We start from the raw sequence: 16,785 nt of genomic DNA on the forward strand, positions 1-16,785 counted from the left end.
CCTCCAACCTACGGGTGGCGGGGTCAGGCGTTCAGCCCCCTGAGGGCGAGCACGTCCTCGGGACTTCCGAGGTCGGGAGTGGCGAGGAAGACCGTCGTCACGCCCAGCCCGGCGAGGCGGGCCCACCGGTCGCGGTGGCCGTCGACGGTCGCGGCGAGCGTGCGGGCGGCGTACGTCGCTGCCGCCGTGCGCCCGCGCAGGCGCTCGACGCGTGCCCAGACGTCGTCGCGGTCGCGCCCGACGACCGGCAGGTCGAGCACCGTCACGGCGACCTCGTCGCGGGGCCGGCCGACGTCGTCGCAGTGGGCGTGCAGGACGCCGACGAGCCGCGCGAGCTCGGCCTCGTCGGTCGTGCGGAGGTTGCAGGCGTCGGCGTGCCGGGCGGCGATCCGGAGCGTGCGCCGCTCGCCGGAGCCGCCGACGACGACCTGGATCGGCCCGGCGGGACGGGGGTACGACGTCGTCTCCGGCAGAACGACCCCGTGCCCGTCGTAGGACTTGGTGCCCGCGGACCAGAGGGCCTTCATGGTCACCACGGCGCGCTCGAGCTCGTCGAGGCGCTCGCGCGCGGGCGGGAAGGCGATGCCGTGGGCCGCGTGCTCGCGCTCGAACCAGCCCGCGCCGATCCCGACGAACGCCCGGCCCCCGGTCAGCGCGGACAGCGTCGCGGCCGCCTTGGCGGTGACGCCGGCCGGCCGGAAGGTCACGGGCGTGCAGAGCGTGCCGAGCTCGAGGCCGGTGCCGAGCCCGGCGATCGCGCCGAGGGTCACCCACGGCTCGGGGATCGGGTCCCACGCCCGGCCGACCTGCGGCACCTGGATCAGGTGGTCCATCAGGGCGAGCCCGGCGAAGCCGGCCTCGTCGGCCGCCCGGGCGATGTCGGTGAGCCAGGCGAGCGGCTCCTCGCCCCACGGGAACCGCGACACCTGCAGCACCGACCGCAGGCCGAGGCTGGAGGTGCGGTCGCCCACGGGCAGTGCCGGCGCGGAGACCGGGACGGAGTCCGGGAGGGCGACGGGGACGTCCGCTGTGGACTCCACCGCCACCGCCGCGACGAGGTCCCAGCCCTCGGCCTCCAGCTGTCGGCGTACGTCTCGCGCCGTCTTCAGCTGCGCTGCGAGCACGGGCGCCGGGACCGGGCGGTCGCGGGCGGAGTTGCGCCGGCGGCACTCGGCCTCCGGCGTGTCCAGCAGGACGACGACCGCTGGCAGGCCGGCGGCCCGCGCGGCGGCGAGCCACGCGAGGCGGCGCGTCGGGTCGAGGCCGAGCGTGTCCACGACGGTGGTCAGCCCCCGGCGGAGGCGGGCCTCGACGATCGTCTCGAGGACGCCGAACGCGTCGGCCGAGGCGTCGAGGTCGTGCGGACCGCTGCCGACGATCCCGCGCAGCGCGTCGGAGGAGACGACCTCCTGGGCGCGGTAGCGGGGCGCGGCCCAGGTCGACTTCCCCGCCCCCGAGGCGCCGACGAGCACCACGAGGGCCGGGTCGGGGAGCTGCACGTCCCCAGTATCGCCGTCGTTCAGGCGGTGACGCCCTGCCAGATCAGCAGGACGCCGAAGACGACGAAGGCCGCGGTCGCGAACCAGCGGACGGCCTTCTCGGGCAGCTGCCGGCCGAGCAGCGCACCGACGACGATCGCCAGCGCGTCGGCGGCGACCATGCCGATCGTGGACCCGATCCAGGTGCCGAACCAGCCCTCGTGCGTGGCGAGCGTGATCGTGGCGAGCATCGTCTTGTCGCCGAGCTCGGCGAGGAAGAAGGCGATACCGACGGCGAGGATCGCCGCACCCTGGCTGCTGCGGACCTTGTCGGCCTCCTCGTCGCTCAGCGTGTCGCCGCGCAGCGTCCAGGCCGCGAAGCCGAGGAAGGCGATGCCGGCGACGATGTTGATCCCGCCCTGGTAGTCGGAGAACGCATCGCCGATCGCGGCGCCGATGCCGACCGACACGAGGTGCACGATCGCGGTGGCGATCGTCAGGCCGATGACGACGTCGCGGGCCTTGTAGCGGGTGGCGAACGTCATCGCCATGAGCTGCGACTTGTCGCCGAGCTCGGCGACGAAGATGACGGCGGTGCTGATCCACAGCGCGTCCCACATGGGGGTTTCCTCTCCGGCCCAGCCGGAGGACGACCCTCAGGGAGTGGGACGCGCCTTCGACCAGGCACGTCCCTTGAAGATGGTCGTGTAGCTGGTCGAAAGTCTCGTCCGCCACCGAGGTGGCCCGGTGCGCCGGACCCGGAGAGGATCAGCATGTCGACGCACCTGTTGGGGACTACTCCCTTTCACCTCAACCGTAGACGACAGGGTGTCGCCGCCACCACGGTGTCCCGCGTGAGGTCGGACACCCTCAGACGGCGTTGAGGCGGAAGGTCTCCAGCAGGCCGAAGGCCGCGACCGCGTGGGCGCCGAGGTCGTCGCCGATCGACTCCCGCGCGAAGGCGGAGAAGTCCTGGAGGTCGGCGACCTCGCGGCTGGTGATGTTGCGGAAGGCCATCGACCACGTCGAGAAGGCGCGCTCGTCGACGAGACGGCGGTCGACGACGCGTACGCCGTTGTGGCGCGGGTCGGTCTCGATCACCGCGACCAGGTCGTCGACGACCCGCGAGTCACCCTCGAGGGTCTGCATCACGGTGCCGCCGCTGTAGAGCAGGAGCCCGGTCACGCCGAGGCGCTCGTTCTTGGGCCGGATCTGCTCGATCAGCTCCACGAGCTGGCCGACCGACATGAGCTCGGTGGCCGAGCTGGCATAGGTCACGGAGAGGAGGTCGGCCCCGCTGGTGTGGTCGTTCATCGTCCGAGAACACTAGGTCGCGCCCCCCGGTGCCACCACACCCGAGGGTGCGTGCCCGAGGCGCGTCAGAGGACGTCGTACGTCAGGTGGGTCGCGGTCGACGTCGCCAGGCACCCGGTGCGGCGCAGCTCGCGGTGCGTCCCCGGCGCGAAGAGGGGCGTGCCACCGCCCAGCACCACCGGTGCGAGGTGGAGGCTGAGCACGTCGACGAGCCCGGCCGCGAGCGCGCTCCCGATCAGCGCACCGCCGCCCATCAGCACCGCGTCGAGCTCGGACCCGCGGCGCGACTGCTCCCGCGCGGCGAGGTCCTTCGCCACGTCGACGGCGTCCTCGATGCCGGTCGTGACGAAGGTCCAGTCGAGGTGGGTCTGGCGGACGTGCTGCGGCGCGGCACTGGTCACCACGACGAACGGCGGCTGGCCCACCTCGCCGGCGCCGTAGCCGACCTCGTCGTTCCAGCCGTCCGGACCGTCGACGATGTCGAAGAGCGTGCGGCCCAGGACGACGGCACCCGACCTGGCGGTCGCCTCGCGCACCAGGCGCTCGTCGGCGGGGTCGTCGGAGAAGGCCCACCTGTGCAGTGCCTCGCCGCCGTCGCCGAGGCCGTTGTCCGGCCCGGCGGCCGGGCCCGTGACGTAGCCGTCCAGGGAGATGGAGATGTCAGCAACGACGCGGGGCACGTCCCGATCGTGCCGCCGGACCCGGGGGATCGGCAAGCACTGGTGATCCGCCGGCCCGGGGGAAGGCGTCCCCGGGCCGACGGAGGATGGGGGGTGGAGGGGTGGGTCAGGGAGCCACGGCGCGGACCTGGAAGGACCTCGTCGTGGTCAGCGTCCTCGCGTCACCGCCGTACGACACCGAGACGCGGGTCGTGCCGGGCCTGGCGAAGACAGGCAGCCAGATCGTCGCCCGGCCCCGGATGAGCCGCTTCTCCAGGCGCACCTTGCCGAGCCGCACGGTCACCGTGCCGGTCGGCGTCGCGCCGCCCGCGGAGACGGTGATCGCCAGCTTGGCGCGGGTGCGGCGCGCGACGACCTTGCCGGGCTTGACCGCCACCTTGATCCCGGGGCGCGCCTTGGAGGGGGCCGGCTGGACAGGGACCGGGCCGGTCTGGGGCGCGGGGTTCGGCGTCGGGCTCGGCGTGGGGTCCGGCGTCGGGTCCGGCGTCGGGTTCGGCGTGGGGTTGGTCGGGGCGGCGGTGACGACGATCGGGCGCTGGACCGTGGTGCCGGTCGTCGTGCCGACGATCCGCACCGTGGTCGCGCCGGCCGGGAGGTCCACCGGAAGGGTGGCCCGGACGGCGACCCGGCCGTGCAGGTCGGTCGGGTCGTCGGTGACGGTGTTGTCGACCGGGAAGGTCCCGATCGCGCGGTTGCCGACGCTCACCTCGACGGTGGCGTCCTTCGGGTCGGTGGCACCGGAGTACGACCACGACGCGAGGTCGACGGCGTACGTCGTCCCGGCGACGTACGACGAGGGGGCGCCGTCGGGCACGTGCACGTCGACCGCCGCCTGGGCGAGCGGTGCGGCGAGCGGCGCGGAGGCCGACCTGTCACCGACGTAGGCGGCGAGCGCGGCGACGGTGCTGGTGCGCGCCGTCGACGGGCCACCGGCCGCGAAGCCGGTGAAGTTGTCGCCACCCGCGACGAGCGACTGGGCCGCGGCGACGACGATGTTGTCGGTGCCGGTCAGCGGGACCTCGGTGCCGGCGAGCCACATGCCGGTGATCCGGTCGCCGGCGGGTCGGGTGGCGTCCTGGGTCCAGGTGAAGCCGGAGGAGGCGCCGAGCCGGAGGAAGCCGGGCGTCGCGGCGGCGGGCTGCCACTGCTGCTCGAGGATCGCCTTGATCTGGGCACCGGTCAGTCGCAGGGTGACGACCGGCTCGTCGGCGACCGCGGCGGCGGCCTGGGCGTAGGTGAGGCCGCTGCCCGCCGCCACGAGGTCGGCGTTCAGGCGGGTTGGGCTGACGAGCGCGAGCTTCGCGTTGCCGGTGGCCGCGGTCCGGGTGGCCCAGCGCTGAGCGTCGGCGACCAGGTTGCCGAGGGTCGACTCGGCGCCGCGGTTCACCGTGGTGCCGTTGGCCAGGGTCGCGCGCCGGACCGGCGCGGACTGGCCGAGCACGACGCCGCTGGCCGAGTAGATGTTGCGGAACCGGACGTTGCCGGCCGCGGTGTCGCCGGCGCGGTTCTCGAGCCCGACGTAGCCGGTCATCGGCGCGGTGCGGTCGACGGCGTTGACGACCGTGCCGTTGAGCAGGAGCCGGATGCGCGCGGGCGTGACCTGGACGGCGAGGCTGTTCCACTGGCCCTGCGGCTTGAGGGCGGCGGCGAGCGCGGTCGCGTCGGGAGCCGTGCTCACGTTGCCCTCGGTGGTGACGATCGTGCCCGTGTCGGAGGCGCCGATCCGGACCTGGTAGCCACCCGTCGGGCTGGCCGAGCCGTTGCTGGTCGAGCCGACGTAGACCGACGAGGCCGACGTGGCGGAGCCGCGCAGGAAGTCCACGCCGAGCGTGTAGGGGCCGCTCTGCTGCGCCGTCGTCCACGTCGTGCCCTGGCCGCGGAAGCCGCGCAGCGTGCAGTCGGTCTGGAAGCCGTAGCCGCCGGCGCCGGCCTTGTGCCACTTGGGGGCCGCGATCGTGCCGTCGAAGGAGGCGAAGGTGCCGTCGAAGAGGCGGGTCGCGCCGGCGGGGATGGTGGTCGAGGCGGTGCACGGCGCGGCGGGGGTGGTGCCGGCGGCTGCGGTGCCACCGGTCGGGGCGGTGCCGCCGACCTGCACGGCGTCGAAGTTCAGGCGGCAGGTCTCGTCGCCACCGTTGTCCGCGGTGCGCTGGCAGTCGAGGGCGAGGGTGTTGGCGCCGGCGGTGAGGGCGACGTCGGTCCGCGTCCAGCTCCAGCGCTCCCAGCCGTCGTGCTGGTCGGCCTCGCCGGGCACGAAGGTGGCGGGGTAGCTGAGGACCTGGCGCGCGCCCCCGTTGACGAGTAGGCCCATCTTGCGGGTGACGTTGTCGTCGGCGGCGTTGCCGAGGCCGCCGGCGGAGTAGCGGATCCAGACCGGGTACGTCCCCGCCTCGGGCGCGGTGAACGACATGGTCGAGCGCATGCCCGGGTCGCGGAAGGTGTAGGAGCTCTCACCGGAGAAGTTGCCGTGGTCGCCCTGGTCGAGGCCGGGGTTGCCCGCGATGGCGCCCTTCTCGACCTCGAGCCACGCGATCATCGTGTCGCCGGGTGCGGCGGAGGCCGGTGCGGGCGAGGCGGCGACGACGCCGCCGGCGCCGACTGCCAGCGAGACCAGCGCGGTGAGGGTGCGGCGCCAGCGGGTGGGGACGGACTGGGTCACGGGGGTGCTCCTTGCGAGGACTGCTCGGGCCGCCTGTGACGCATGCCACAGACATCGCCGGACGCTACTCCTCCGAGTTCACGATGTCGAACAAGGTTCCAGATATCGACACATTCTTGACGTTGGTGCCACCGACCGGCATTCGTTCACATATGTGGATGGGCAGGTGGGGTCCGGACCCCATCGGTTGCGCCCCGAGACGTCACTAGCGTGGCCGGGACCCCCGCACCCGTCCGTGAGGACCTCCGTGACCACCGCCCCACCCGACCGGACCGGGAGCCCGGCCCCGGCGCGACGTGGCTTCCGCGACGACATCCAGGGCATGCGTGCCCTCGCCGTGCTCGGCATCCTCGTCTTCCACGCCGGCCTGGCGCCGTACTCCGGCGGCTTCGTCACGCTCGACGTCTTCTTCGTGCTCTCCGGCTTCCTCATCACCACGCTGCTGCTGCGCGAGGTCGCGGCCACCGGGACGATCGACCTCGTCGCCTTCTACGTGCGGCGGGCGCGCCGGATCCTGCCGGCGGCGACCGTCGCGATCGTCGGCACGGTGACGGCGTCGTACCTCTGGCTGCACCCGCTCGACGCGCGGGACGCAGCGGTCGACGGCGTATGGGCATCGCTGTTCGGCGCCAACGTCCGCTTCGCCATCGAGGAGACCGACTACTTCACCCAGTCCGACCCGGCCTCGCCGCTCCAGCACTTCTGGTCGCTGTCGGTGGAGGAGCAGTTCTACCTGGTCATGCCGGTGGCGCTGCTGCTCGCGATCCTCGTGGCGGGCCGGCTGCTGCGGCGTGGCGACCGCGGGCGGACGGTCGCGATGGTCGGGGTCCTGTCGGTGGCGACGACCGCCAGCCTCGCGTGGTCGGTGCATGCCTCCACCGCCTCGCCGGAGAGCGCCTACTTCTCGACGTTCACGCGCGTGTGGGAGTTCGGCGCGGGGTCGCTGCTGGCGGTGGGCGCGCCCCGGCTCGCGCGGTCCTTCACGCCCCTCGTGCGCAACCTGCTGGTCGCGGCCGGGCTCGGGCTCGTCGTGCTGGCGATGTCCACCCTCACCACGGCGTCGGCGTTCCCGGGCTGGCTCGCCCTCCTGCCGGTCGTGGGCACCTGCCTGGTCATCCTCGGGGGGACCGGCACCGCCGACGGCCGGCTGCCGATGGCGCAGCGGGCGCTCGGCGTACGGCCGCTGCGCGTCGTCGGCGACGCGTCGTACTCCCTCTACCTGTGGCACTGGCCGGTCCTCGTCATCGCCGAGCAGCGCCTCGCCCGCGAGCTCACGCCGCTCGACCTCGTCGTCGCGCTCGCGGTGACCGTGCTCATGACGTGGGCGTCGTACCGCTTCGTCGAGACGCCGTTGCGGAAGGTGCGCACCGTCCGACGACCGCGGGGGATGCTGCTCTACCCGGCCGCGGTGTCCGTCGCGGTCGCCTGCTGCCTCGCCGCGACCCACGTCATCGACCGCCAGGTGACGGGCGACGACCCGGGCATCGAGGTCTCCGACTACGAGCGCCGCCTCGACGGCTCCGCCATCTCCGACGACCCCGCGATCGCCGCCGTGCAGGCCTCGGTCCGGGCGGCCGTCGAGGGGCGCGAGGTGCCGCGCGACCTGCGCCCCGCGCTCACCGAGCTCAAGGACGACCGCGCCGACCTGGGCAGGTGCGAGTACGTCGGCGCGCCCGAGCGGCTCTGCCTGCGCGGCGACCCCGACGGCGAGCGGACGCTCGTCGTGCTGGGCAACTCGCACGGGCGTCACTGGACCCCGGCGGTGGACCGGATCGCGAAGCGCGCCGGCTGGAAGGCGTACTTCCTGGTGAAGTCGCAGTGCACGCCCGCGCGCGTGCAGATGGTCCGCGGCGGGCAGGACGAGCCGTGGCGGGGCTGCCTGGAGTTCAACGACTGGGCCGAGGACCGGGTGCGCGAGCTCGCCCCGGACCTGGTCGTCGTGTCGACCTCCGGCGCACCCAACGTCGAGGTCGACGGCGAGATCGTGCGCGACACCGAAGGCGTCGTCGCAGAGCTCGGCGACGGGATGGCCCGCCTCCTCGACGACCTGGCGCCGCTCACCGACCGGCTCGTCCTGCTCGAGGACGTGCCACGCCGCACGACCTCGCCCGAGCGGTGCCTGCCGCGGCTCGACTCCGACCTCGGGGACTGCCTCAGCGGCACCACCCGCCGGGCCGACGCGGTCAGCCGGGTCAGCATCGAGGCCGCCGGTGCGGCCGGTGTCGAGGTCGTGCGCACGCGCCAGTGGTTCTGCGACGCGGGGCGGTGCCCGGCCGTGGTCCGGGACATGGTCCCGCAGCGCGACGAGGGGCACGTGACGACGACGTACGCCCGCTGGCTGGCGACCCCGCTCGGACGAGCCCTGGGCCTGCGGACGGCAGGTCGGTCGACGGGCTGAGCCCGATTTCCGCGAGCGCGGCGCCGCTGTCGGCTAACCTCGCGGCATGGGCGGCGCCTCACTCGTGATCGTCCTGCTGGGCGGTCTGGTCATCGTCGGTCTGGTGGCGTTCTTCTACCTCGGTGAGGTCAAGCGCGAGGCGGCCGAGCTGCCCGAGCCGCCACCGGTGGAGCCGATGCCCGTGGGACCTCCGGTGCAGCCGGTCGACGTCCCACCTGCGCCGCCGACTCCGGCGGGCGAGGAAGCACTGGCTGCTTCCCGCGACCAGCGCGTGCTGCTGCGACGCGACTTCCCGCCCCGACCCGGCGCGCTGAGCCACTGGGGCGGGGTGCCGGCGGTGCCCCGCGACTTCACCTGGCCGTTCTTCCTGACCGCCGACGGCACCGAGCGGGCGATGCACCACGTGCTCCAGCTCGACTGCGCGACCATCCCGGAGTCGGGCCGGCTCGGCCTGATGCCCGACCGCGGCCTCCTCTCGGTCTTCCTCGACCTCGACTGGGGCGTCCACTGGCGGTGGAGCGTGCGCTACGTCGACGTGCCCCACGACCAGCTCGTCCCGGCGCCGGTCCCGGACACGCTGCCCCGTGCCTACGGCAGCCGCGCGTACTGGGGCTGGCCGCGCACCGACGCCGAGTGGCCGCGGCTGCTGCCCTCGTGGAGCATCGACCCGGTCGTCGTGACGGGCGACCCGGCCGTCGAGGCCGAGGAGCCGGGCTTCTGGCCCGGCACCATCCCGCTCGAGGAGCAGATCACCTCGATCGACGGGGCGGTGGCGGACGCGCGGTGGTTCTCCAACGCGTACGACGACGGCGTCCTGGTCCGCCCGTGGTCGTCGTACCCCCACGACTGGCGCGCGGTCTCGATCCTCACCGGCCACCTCGCCCGGCAGGCCGAGCGGCACCACCTCGACAACCACGTCCGGCGGGGTGCGATGACCGAGGCGGAGGCGGACGACTTCCTCGCGGGCCTGCGCGCGGGCATCGACTCGTGGTCGGAACGGGCCGCGTCGTCGCCCGCATGGGCGCCGCTCACCGCGGCGGAGAGCGACGAGCTGTGGCAGCTCGTCCTCGACCACCAGCCGGTCGCACTCTTCGCGCTCGCCGAGGCGGTCAACGACTCGCTCGACGCCACCCTCGCGGGCAACCCGGACGCGACCCGGGTGCTGCCCGCCGCGGCGCTCGAGCTCGTCCGGTCACGCCACGCGCTGGGCACGCGGCTCGACGACGGGAGGCTGCACCTCGCCGACGTGGACCGGGTGCTGAGCGCGCCGAGCTACGTCCAGGGTGACGCGGAGGAGCGGCTCGACGAGTGGCTGCTGCTGCTCGAGATGTCGGCGGACCCGGCGATCGGGCACCACTTCGCCGAGGGCGTCTACCAGTTCTGGATCCGCCCCGCCGACCTGGCCGCGCGGCGCTTCGACCTGGTCGAGCTCACCGCGTCGGCCTACTGACCCGGTGGGCCCGGGTCGCCGGGCGGGGTCCGCTCAGGCGGCGACGCGGGAGCGCAGCCGGTCGACCATCCGGCGCAGCGCGCTGGCCGGGCGGGACTGCGGCGTGAGGGGGAGCATCGAGGTCAGGCCCTCGCGCTCGGCCATCAGCTGGACGGCGTCGTCCTCGTAGGCCTGGGCGAGGCGCTCGGCGAGCGCGACGTCGTCGGCCGCGACGGCGGCGTCGATCTGACGGAGGTAGAGGTCGTGGAGCTCGTTGAGCTCGTCGATCAGGCGCATGATGGGTCTCCTCGGGTTGCGCGTACGTCCAGTGTGCGCGTCGGATTGGAACGATCCAATACGTCGGGCGTGTGATCTCGCTCGCCCTGGGAGCGCTGGTCCGGCTCGAGGCGCTCGGCCAGCTCGCGGGTCTCGTCGTCGAGGTGGGCCGGGGTCGCGGCCTCGATGCCCCAGGCCCGGGCGAGGGCGGTGTGGGCGTCGGCGAGCGTCGCGGCCGGGGCCTCGGCCCGCACCGTGCCGACCGAGCTCGCGTCGAACGGCAGGTCGAGGTGCCCGTGCACCTCGGTCAGCACGTCCTGCAGCCGCTCCCGGTCGTCGACGACCACGAGCGAGCTGAAGAGCCAGGCGTCCTTGACGATCCGTTGCGCGGTGCCGACGAGCTTCACGACGCCGCGGGCATTCACGCTGTGCGCGCCCGGGCAGTACTCCCCCGGCACCGGCCCGACCCCCGCCTCGATGCCGAGGTCGCGGAGCGCGCCCGCCATGAGGTCGCCGTAGGTCTGGAACCGGTGGTCCATCGCGCCCACCGCCTGCGGCTCACGTCGTACGACGTCGAGCACCAGCGCGTTGCCGGTGTAGGCCACCACCCGCCCCCCGACCGCGCGCACCGCGGTGTCGAACCCCGCGCCCTCGGCGGCCCGCACCGCGGCGGCGTACCCGGGCAGGCGGGTGTCCCGCCGACCGAAGACGACCGCCGGGGCAGCGGGGCGGTAGAGGTGGACCGCGGCCCGGAGGGCGCCCTCCGAGGCACGCCGCAGCAGGGCATGCGCGACCGCGAGCTCGCCGGACTCGCGCGCGGTCAGCGGGCCGAGGAAGACGCTGCTCATGGAGCCATCCTCACAGCACCCGCTCACCTTCCCCGCCTACCGTGGGCGCATGACCGAGCTGCCCGCCGATCCCGCCTCGCTGTCGCCTCAGGAGATGCGCCGGCTCCAGCAGGAGCTCCAGCGGTTCATGCTCGGCTACGAGTTCGGGCTGCGCGAGATCGAGACCAAGATCTCGATCCTCAGCGACGAGTTCCGCCACATGCACGACTACAACCCGATCGAGCACGTCAGCAGCCGGGTGAAGTCCGCCGAGAGCCTCTTCAGCAAGATCACCCGCAAGGGCCTGCCGCGCGACCTCGACGCGATCCGCGAGCACGTCCGCGACGTCGCCGGCGTGCGCGTGACGTGCAGCTTCGTCCAGGACGCCTACCGGATCTTCGACCTGCTGACCCAGCAGGAGGACGTCACCGTGATCGAGGTGAAGGACTACATCAGGGAGCCGAAGCCCAACGGCTACAAGAGCCTCCACGCCATCGTCGAGGTGCCGGTCTTCCTGTCCACCGGCCGCCAGGACGTGCCGGTCGAGGTGCAGCTGCGCACCATCGCGATGGACTTCTGGGCGAGCCTGGAGCACAAGATCCACTACAAGTACGACGGCCGGGTGCCCGCCGACCTCGTCGGCCAGCTCCGCGACGCCGCCGACACCGCGCAGGCGCTCGACGACCGGATGCAGGCGCTGCACCAGGAGCTGCACGGCCCGCACCGCTGAGGGGGATGTCAGGTGGGCACGACCGGCCGGCCCGCCGCTGCTCAGGGCTCCAGCGCGAGCTTGCCTCCCGGGTGCCCGCCCATGAGCAGCTCGGCCGCCTCCAGGGCGTCGCTCAGCGCGAAGGTGCGGGCGACCGGCACCACGAGGCGCCCCTCGCCGGCCAGCCGCACGAGGCGGCCGCGCACGGCATCGCGATAGGCCTGGCTGGCCGGCATCGCGCCGGCGATGGCGACGAACCCGTCGGCCTCGGCGCGATCGGCCGCCGCGATGGTCACGATGCGGCCGCGGTCGGCGACCAGGGCGAGGGAGACGTCGACCGCCTCGTCCGTGCCGACACAGTCGAGCGCGGCCGCGACCCCCTGCGGGGCCAGCTCACGCACGCGCTCCTCCAGCCCGTCGCCGTAGGCCACCGGGACGCCGCCGAAGCCGCGCACCGTGTCGAACCGTGCCTCGCTCGCGGTGCCGATCACCGTCGCCCCGAGGAGCGCCGCCTGCTGCAGCACGCTCACCCCCACGGCACCCGACGCACCATGGACCACGATCGTCTCGCCGGCCGCGACCCCGGTGACGTGCAGCATCTCCGCCGCGGTGCACCCGGCGAGGAGCAGGTTCGCCGCCTCCGCCCACGACAACGACGCCGGTTTCGCGAACACGTCACCGGCCGGGACCGTCACCTCGCTCGCCCAGCCGCCGGCGATCCGGAACGCCAGCACCTCGTCACCCACCGCCACCGGGCCCGACGCCGCCTCGGTGCCCGGCCCCACGGCGGTGACGACGCCGGCCACCTCGTAGCCGACCGGTCGGGGGAAGTCGTCCGGGTTGCCGCGGGCGACGTGCTTGAGGTCCGCCGGGTTCATCCCCGCCGCGTGCACCTCGATCGTCACCTCCCCGGCACCGGGGACGGGCGGCTCGTGCTCCTCCAGGACGAAGACGCTCGTGTCGCCGGGCCGGGTCGCGATCCAGTGCTGTGCCATGACCCGAACCTAGCCGGGGGCCGGGCTCAGCCCTGGGCCATGTCGACGAACCGGAGGCCGCGCGGCAGAAGTCGAGGGCGAGGGTCGACTTCCCCCGTGGCAGGACTTGCCGCGAGAAGGCGTCCGGTAGGAAGGGGGCATGGATCCCCACCTCGCCGGTCGCACCGCCCGGCTGCTCGAGCCCCTCCACGCGCTGGGCTACTTCGCCCCTGAGGTCGACCACGAGGTCAGCAGCGTCGGCGTACGCAAGGGCCGGGCCACCTACTTCGCGTCGCGATCGGCTGCGATGGGTCGCGTCGGCGCCGGTCCCGTCGCGGCGACGTTCTACGTGTTCAACCCGTCGCTGGTCGCCCACTTCATCCCGGCGGCGTGGGAGGCGTCGAGCCCGGAGGACGTGGTGGCCGCGCGCTACCGCGGGGTCTCGGCCGCCTGGACGCGGCTGCTCGGCGAGGAGGCGCTGGTCTCCGACGCGGTCGAGGAGGCCGCCGACCTGGCACGCACCGCGGCTGCCGGTTGCTCGGTGGCGGGCCGCCCCCTCCACGCGGCGCACGCCGACCAGGCTTGGCCGGAAGAGCCGCACATGGTGCTGTTCCACGCCATCACCCTGCTCCGCGAGCACCGCGGCGACGGACACGTCGCTGCCCTGATCGGTGCCGACCTCAGCGGCATCGAGGCCCTCGTCACGCACACCGCGACCGGCAGGGGATTCACCCGGGCAGCCGCCCAGGCGACCCGCGCCTGGTCGGACGAGGAGTGGTCGTCGGCGGTGCGCGGACTGGCGCAGCGTGGGCTGATGAGCGTCGACGGCGAGCTCACCGACGAAGGGGTCGCGCTCCGCACGGCAGTCGAGAGCCGGACGGAGGAGAGCGCCTTCCCCCCGTGGGAGCACCTCGGCGAGGCGGGCACGACACGCCTGACCGAGCTGTGCCGTCCGCCGGTCACCACCGCGCTCACCAACGGCGCGTTCCCGGCCGGGGTCTTCGCATGACCGCCGCCCGGGCACGGACCCACCAGGACTCGGTGGTCGTCGACGCCACGCCCGGCGAGGTCTACGACCTCGTCAGTGACATCGCCCGCACCGGCGAGTGGAGCCCGGTCTGCACGTCGTGCTGGTGGGACGACGAGGCCGAGGCCGGCCACGTCGGCGCGTGGTTCACCGGACGCAACGAGCTCCCCGACCGCACGTGGGAGACCCGGTCACAGGTGGTCGCGGCCGATCACGGCCGGGAGTTCGCGTGGATCGTCGGAGGTGCGTTCGTGCGCTGGGGCTTCCTGATGGAGCCGGACGGTGGCTCCACCCGGCTGACGGAGACCTGGGAGTTCACGCCCGAGGGGCTGGCGATGTTCGCGGACAAGTACGGCGACGCCGCGGCGAGTGAGGTCGACGAGCGCACCCGGCTGGCCCACGACGGGATCCCGCGGACCCTCGCTGCGATCAAGGAGATCGCGGAGCGGGCCTGACCGGTGCCGGTCCGGCTAGCCTGCCCGGATGGCCGACTCCCTCGCCGACGTCCTCGCCCGCCTCCGCTCGTGCGAGTGGATCGACCTGACCCACACGTTCGGTCCGGGGATCCCGCACTACTCCGCGTTCCCCGACGAGGAGCGCGAGACGCTCTTCCACTTCGACGAGGGGGTCGGGGCCTCCGGCACCGGCTTCCTCGCCCACCGCTTCACCCACATCGGGCAGTGGGGCACCCACGTCGACCCCCCGGCGCACTTCACCCGGGGCGGGCGCTTCCTCGACGAGCTGCCGGTGACCGACATGATCCTGCCGCTGGTGGTGATCGACGTGCGCCGCCAAGCCACGGCCGACGTGGACCACATCGTGTCGGTCGCAGACATCGAGGGGCACGAGGCCGAGCACGGCGAGATCCCGTCCGGCGCCTTCGTGGCACTGCTGACCGGCTGGTCCGACCGCTGGCCCGACGGCGAGGCGATGGCCAACCGTGACGCGGACGGTCTCGGCCACTACCCCGGTTGGGGCGTGGAGTCGTTGAGGTTCCTCGTCGAGGAGCGGGGGGTCACCGCGATCGGCCACGACACGACCGACACCGACGCGGGGGCCGTCGTCGGCGCGGGCTCGGCCCCGGCCGAGACCTACATCCTCGCTGCGGACAAGTGGCAGATCGAGATGCTCGCCGGCCTCGATCGGGTGCCGGCCACCGGCGCCCTCGTCGTCGCGACCTGGCCCAAGCCGCAGGAAGGTTCGGGCTTCCCGGCACGGGTGTTCGCCATCGTCGACCGCTGAGGCACCTCGTGGCCGGACACACACGCCTACGACCTGACCGGAGACGGTCACCGTGGCCTGCAGTCACGACTCAGCGCCGGCGCGAAGGTCACGGCCGTGCGGGCTAGCTCCGGATCACCCGGAACCTCACCTTGTCCGTGCTGCGCTTCAGGAGGTCGCTGCCGAGGTAGCGGACCGAGACGACCTTCTCTCCGACAGCCCCGAACTCGTCCGACGTCAGGTCGAAGGAGCCCTTCCTCAGCCGCACGGTCTCGCCACCCTTGCCGGCGACGAGGATCCGCACCCGGCCGTTCACGGGGACTCCCTCGGCGCCGACCACGTCGATCGTCGGCCGTGGCAGCCGGACGTCAGCCCTGGGCCATGTCGACGAAGCGCGAGTAGTGGCCCTGGAAGGCGACGGTGAGGTCGCGGGTGGGGCCGTTGCGGTGCTTGGCCACGATCAGGTCGGCCTCGCCGGGGCGGGTCGACTCCTTCTCGTAGACGTCGTCGCGGTGGAGCAGGATCACCATGTCGGCGTCCTGCTCGAGCGAGCCGGACTCACGCAGGTCGCTCATCATCGGGCGCTTGTCGCCGCGCTGCTCCGGCCCACGGTTGAGCTGGGACAGCGCGATGATCGGGCACTCGAGCTCCTTGGCGAGGAGCTTGATGTTGCGGGAGAACTCCGAGACCTCGAGCTGGCGGGACTCGACCTTCTTGCCCGAGCTCATCAGCTGCATGTAGTCGATGACGATGAGCTTGAGGTCGTGGCGCTGCTTGAGCCGACGCGCCTTGGCCCGGATCTCCATCATCGTCATGTTGGGGCTGTCGTCGATGAACATCGGGGCACCCGAGACCTGGCCCATCTTGCGGGCCAGCTTGTCCCAGTCCTCGTCACGCATCGTGCCGTTGCGGATGTGGTTGAGCGGCACCTTGGCCTCGGCCGAGAGGAGTCGCATCATGATCTCCGAGCGCGTCATCTCGAGGCTGAAGAAGACGCTCGTGAGGTTGTTGTGGATCGAGGCCGCGCGGCAGAAGTCGAGGGCGAGCGTCGACTTGCCCATGGCAGGACGGGCCGCGACGATGATCATCTGGCCCGAGTGCAGGCCGTTGGTCAGGTCGTCGAGGTCGGCGAAGCCGGTGGGCACGCCGTAGAGGCCGGCCTCCCGGTTGCCGATGGCCTCGATCTCGTCCAGGACGCCGCTCATGATGTCGCTCAGCGGTGCGTAGTCGACGGCCGCGCGACGGTCGGTGACCTTGTAGACCTCGGCCTGGGCGTGGTCGACGACGTCGTCGATCTCGCCCTCCCCGGCATAGCCGAGCGCGGCGATGCGGGTGCCGGCCTCGACCAGGCGGCGCAGGATCGCCTTGTCGCGCACGATCTCGGCGTAGTAGCCGGCGTTGGCCGCGATCGGCACGTTGGCCGAGAGGGTGTGGAGGTAGGGGGCGCCGCCGATGCGCTGGAGCTCGCCGCGCTTGGTCAGCTCGGCGGCCACCGTGATCGGGTCGGCGGGCTCGCCGCGACCGTAGAGGTCGACGATGGCGTCGTGGATGACCTCGTGGGCCGGGCGGTAGTAGTCGACGCCCTTGATCACGTCGACGATGTCGGCGATGGCGTCCTTGGACAGCAGCATCGAGCCGAGCACGCTCTGCTCCGCGGCGTTGTCCTGCGGGGGCGTGCGGTCGCCCGCAGAGCGGCGGGACTCCCCGGGCTCGTAGGCCGCCGGCCCGTCACCCCATGCCTCGTCGGTCTCGCCGTCGAACGCGATGCTCACCTGTTGGCTCCTCTGCTGCCCTGC

The 16,785-nt window shown here is 73.2% G+C and carries 16 protein-coding genes; 6 read left to right on the forward strand and 10 right to left on the reverse strand.

Annotated elements, in window-relative coordinates:
• Nucleotides 1-23: 23 nt before the first annotated feature.
• The 5 genes from EUA93_RS06390 to EUA93_RS06410 all read right to left on the reverse strand — a co-directional run bounded on the left by EUA93_RS06390 (nucleotide 24) and on the right by EUA93_RS06410 (nucleotide 6,128).
• Entirely contained in the window at nucleotides 24-1,499 is a 1,476-nt protein-coding gene (locus EUA93_RS06390; RefSeq protein WP_129399367.1) for an LLM class flavin-dependent oxidoreductase, read from the reverse strand.
• Nucleotides 1,500-1,519: 20 nt separating this feature from the next.
• Nucleotides 1,520-2,098, reverse strand: a complete 579-nt coding sequence (locus tag EUA93_RS06395) for a TMEM165/GDT1 family protein (RefSeq protein WP_129399368.1) — start codon at nucleotides 2,096-2,098, stop codon at nucleotides 1,520-1,522.
• A 250-nt stretch (nucleotides 2,099-2,348) separates the two neighbouring features.
• Nucleotides 2,349-2,792, reverse strand: a complete 444-nt coding sequence (locus EUA93_RS06400; RefSeq protein WP_129399369.1) for a BLUF domain-containing protein — start codon at nucleotides 2,790-2,792, stop codon at nucleotides 2,349-2,351.
• Nucleotides 2,793-2,857: 65 nt separating this feature from the next.
• Nucleotides 2,858-3,472 carry a dihydrofolate reductase family protein gene (locus EUA93_RS06405; protein WP_129399370.1) on the reverse strand — a complete coding sequence of 205 codons (615 nt, stop codon included), beginning with the start codon at nucleotides 3,470-3,472 and terminating at the stop codon, nucleotides 2,858-2,860.
• Nucleotides 3,473-3,578: 106 nt separating this feature from the next.
• Entirely contained in the window at nucleotides 3,579-6,128 is a 2,550-nt protein-coding gene (locus EUA93_RS06410) for a 5'-nucleotidase C-terminal domain-containing protein (protein WP_129399371.1), read from the reverse strand.
• Nucleotides 6,129-6,375: 247 nt separating this feature from the next.
• Between EUA93_RS06410 and EUA93_RS06415 the strand changes: the two genes are divergently transcribed.
• Together EUA93_RS06415 and EUA93_RS06420 are read left to right on the forward strand one after the other, a co-directional pair.
• Nucleotides 6,376-8,526, forward strand: coding sequence for an acyltransferase family protein (locus tag EUA93_RS06415; RefSeq protein WP_165355082.1), 2,151 nt, complete (start codon nucleotides 6,376-6,378; stop codon nucleotides 8,524-8,526).
• Between the two features lie 46 nt (nucleotides 8,527-8,572).
• Nucleotides 8,573-9,976, forward strand: a complete 1,404-nt coding sequence (locus EUA93_RS06420) for a DUF1963 domain-containing protein (RefSeq protein WP_129399373.1) — start codon at nucleotides 8,573-8,575, stop codon at nucleotides 9,974-9,976.
• Between the two features lie 33 nt (nucleotides 9,977-10,009).
• Here the strand turns inward: EUA93_RS06420 and EUA93_RS06425 are convergent, their stop codons facing one another.
• Both EUA93_RS06425 and EUA93_RS06430 read right to left on the reverse strand, forming a co-directional pair.
• Nucleotides 10,010-10,252, reverse strand: a complete 243-nt coding sequence (locus EUA93_RS06425) for a hypothetical protein (protein ID WP_129399374.1) — start codon at nucleotides 10,250-10,252, stop codon at nucleotides 10,010-10,012.
• Nucleotides 10,243-11,079 (reverse strand): lipoate--protein ligase family protein, encoded by an 837-nt coding sequence (locus EUA93_RS06430; protein ID WP_207208617.1) that lies wholly within the window; start codon nucleotides 11,077-11,079, stop codon nucleotides 10,243-10,245. Before EUA93_RS06430 ends, EUA93_RS06425 begins: the two co-directional genes overlap by 10 nt.
• Before the next feature lie 49 nt (nucleotides 11,080-11,128).
• Here EUA93_RS06430 and EUA93_RS06435 point away from each other — a divergent pair, with 49 nt between their 5' ends.
• The gene (locus tag EUA93_RS06435; protein WP_129399375.1) at nucleotides 11,129-11,788 is read left to right on the forward strand and encodes a GTP pyrophosphokinase; all 660 of its coding nucleotides are present in this window, start codon (nucleotides 11,129-11,131) and stop codon (nucleotides 11,786-11,788) included.
• Between the two features lie 41 nt (nucleotides 11,789-11,829).
• Here EUA93_RS06435 and EUA93_RS06440 read toward each other — a convergent pair whose 3' ends face one another.
• Nucleotides 11,830-12,762 carry a quinone oxidoreductase family protein gene (locus tag EUA93_RS06440; protein ID WP_129399376.1) on the reverse strand — a complete coding sequence of 311 codons (933 nt, stop codon included), beginning with the start codon at nucleotides 12,760-12,762 and terminating at the stop codon, nucleotides 11,830-11,832.
• 139 nt (nucleotides 12,763-12,901) lie between these two features.
• Here EUA93_RS06440 and EUA93_RS06445 point away from each other — a divergent pair, with 139 nt between their 5' ends.
• Genes EUA93_RS06445 through EUA93_RS06455 form a run of 3 tightly spaced genes read left to right on the forward strand, consistent with a single transcriptional unit; the run spans nucleotide 12,902 to nucleotide 15,010 of the window.
• Entirely contained in the window at nucleotides 12,902-13,750 is an 849-nt protein-coding gene (locus EUA93_RS06445; RefSeq protein WP_129399377.1) for an SCO6745 family protein, read from the forward strand.
• A complete protein-coding gene (locus EUA93_RS06450; RefSeq protein ID WP_129399378.1) occupies nucleotides 13,747-14,223 on the forward strand; it encodes an SRPBCC family protein in 477 nt (158 codons plus the stop codon). Before EUA93_RS06445 ends, EUA93_RS06450 begins: the two co-directional genes overlap by 4 nt.
• Before the next feature lie 28 nt (nucleotides 14,224-14,251).
• Nucleotides 14,252-15,010: a cyclase family protein gene (locus tag EUA93_RS06455; RefSeq protein WP_129399379.1), complete on the forward strand. Its 759-nt coding sequence runs from the start codon at nucleotides 14,252-14,254 to the stop codon at nucleotides 15,008-15,010.
• Between the two features lie 103 nt (nucleotides 15,011-15,113).
• Here the strand turns inward: EUA93_RS06455 and EUA93_RS06460 are convergent, their stop codons facing one another.
• Both EUA93_RS06460 and dnaB read right to left on the reverse strand, forming a co-directional pair.
• A complete protein-coding gene (locus tag EUA93_RS06460; RefSeq protein ID WP_129399380.1) occupies nucleotides 15,114-15,305 on the reverse strand; it encodes a hypothetical protein in 192 nt (63 codons plus the stop codon).
• Nucleotides 15,306-15,357: 52 nt separating this feature from the next.
• On the reverse strand, nucleotides 15,358-16,755 hold the full coding sequence (dnaB, locus tag EUA93_RS06465; protein WP_207208744.1) for a replicative DNA helicase: 1,398 nt from the start codon (nucleotides 16,753-16,755) through the stop codon (nucleotides 15,358-15,360).
• Nucleotides 16,756-16,785 lie beyond the last annotated feature (30 nt).

This window comes from Nocardioides oleivorans (assembly GCF_004137255.1).
GTDB lineage: Bacteria > Actinomycetota > Actinomycetes > Propionibacteriales > Nocardioidaceae > Nocardioides > Nocardioides oleivorans.

Coding starts and splice junctions, on each gene's coding strand:
- EUA93_RS06395 (WP_129399368.1), bottom strand. CDS start 2,098: ATGTGGGACGCGCTGTGGATCAGCACCGCCGTCATCTTCGTCGCCGAG.
- EUA93_RS06400 (WP_129399369.1), bottom strand. CDS start 2,792: ATGAACGACCACACCAGCGGGGCCGACCTCCTCTCCGTGACCTATGCC.
- EUA93_RS06420 (WP_129399373.1), top strand. CDS start 8,573: ATGGGCGGCGCCTCACTCGTGATCGTCCTGCTGGGCGGTCTGGTCATC.
- EUA93_RS06425 (WP_129399374.1), bottom strand. CDS start 10,252: ATGCGCCTGATCGACGAGCTCAACGAGCTCCACGACCTCTACCTCCGT.
- EUA93_RS06430 (WP_207208617.1), bottom strand. CDS start 11,079: ATGAGCAGCGTCTTCCTCGGCCCGCTGACCGCGCGCGAGTCCGGCGAG.
- EUA93_RS06435 (WP_129399375.1), top strand. CDS start 11,129: ATGACCGAGCTGCCCGCCGATCCCGCCTCGCTGTCGCCTCAGGAGATG.
- EUA93_RS06440 (WP_129399376.1), bottom strand. CDS start 12,762: ATGGCACAGCACTGGATCGCGACCCGGCCCGGCGACACGAGCGTCTTC.
- EUA93_RS06445 (WP_129399377.1), top strand. CDS start 12,902: ATGGATCCCCACCTCGCCGGTCGCACCGCCCGGCTGCTCGAGCCCCTC.
- EUA93_RS06450 (WP_129399378.1), top strand. CDS start 13,747: ATGACCGCCGCCCGGGCACGGACCCACCAGGACTCGGTGGTCGTCGAC.
- EUA93_RS06455 (WP_129399379.1), top strand. CDS start 14,252: ATGGCCGACTCCCTCGCCGACGTCCTCGCCCGCCTCCGCTCGTGCGAG.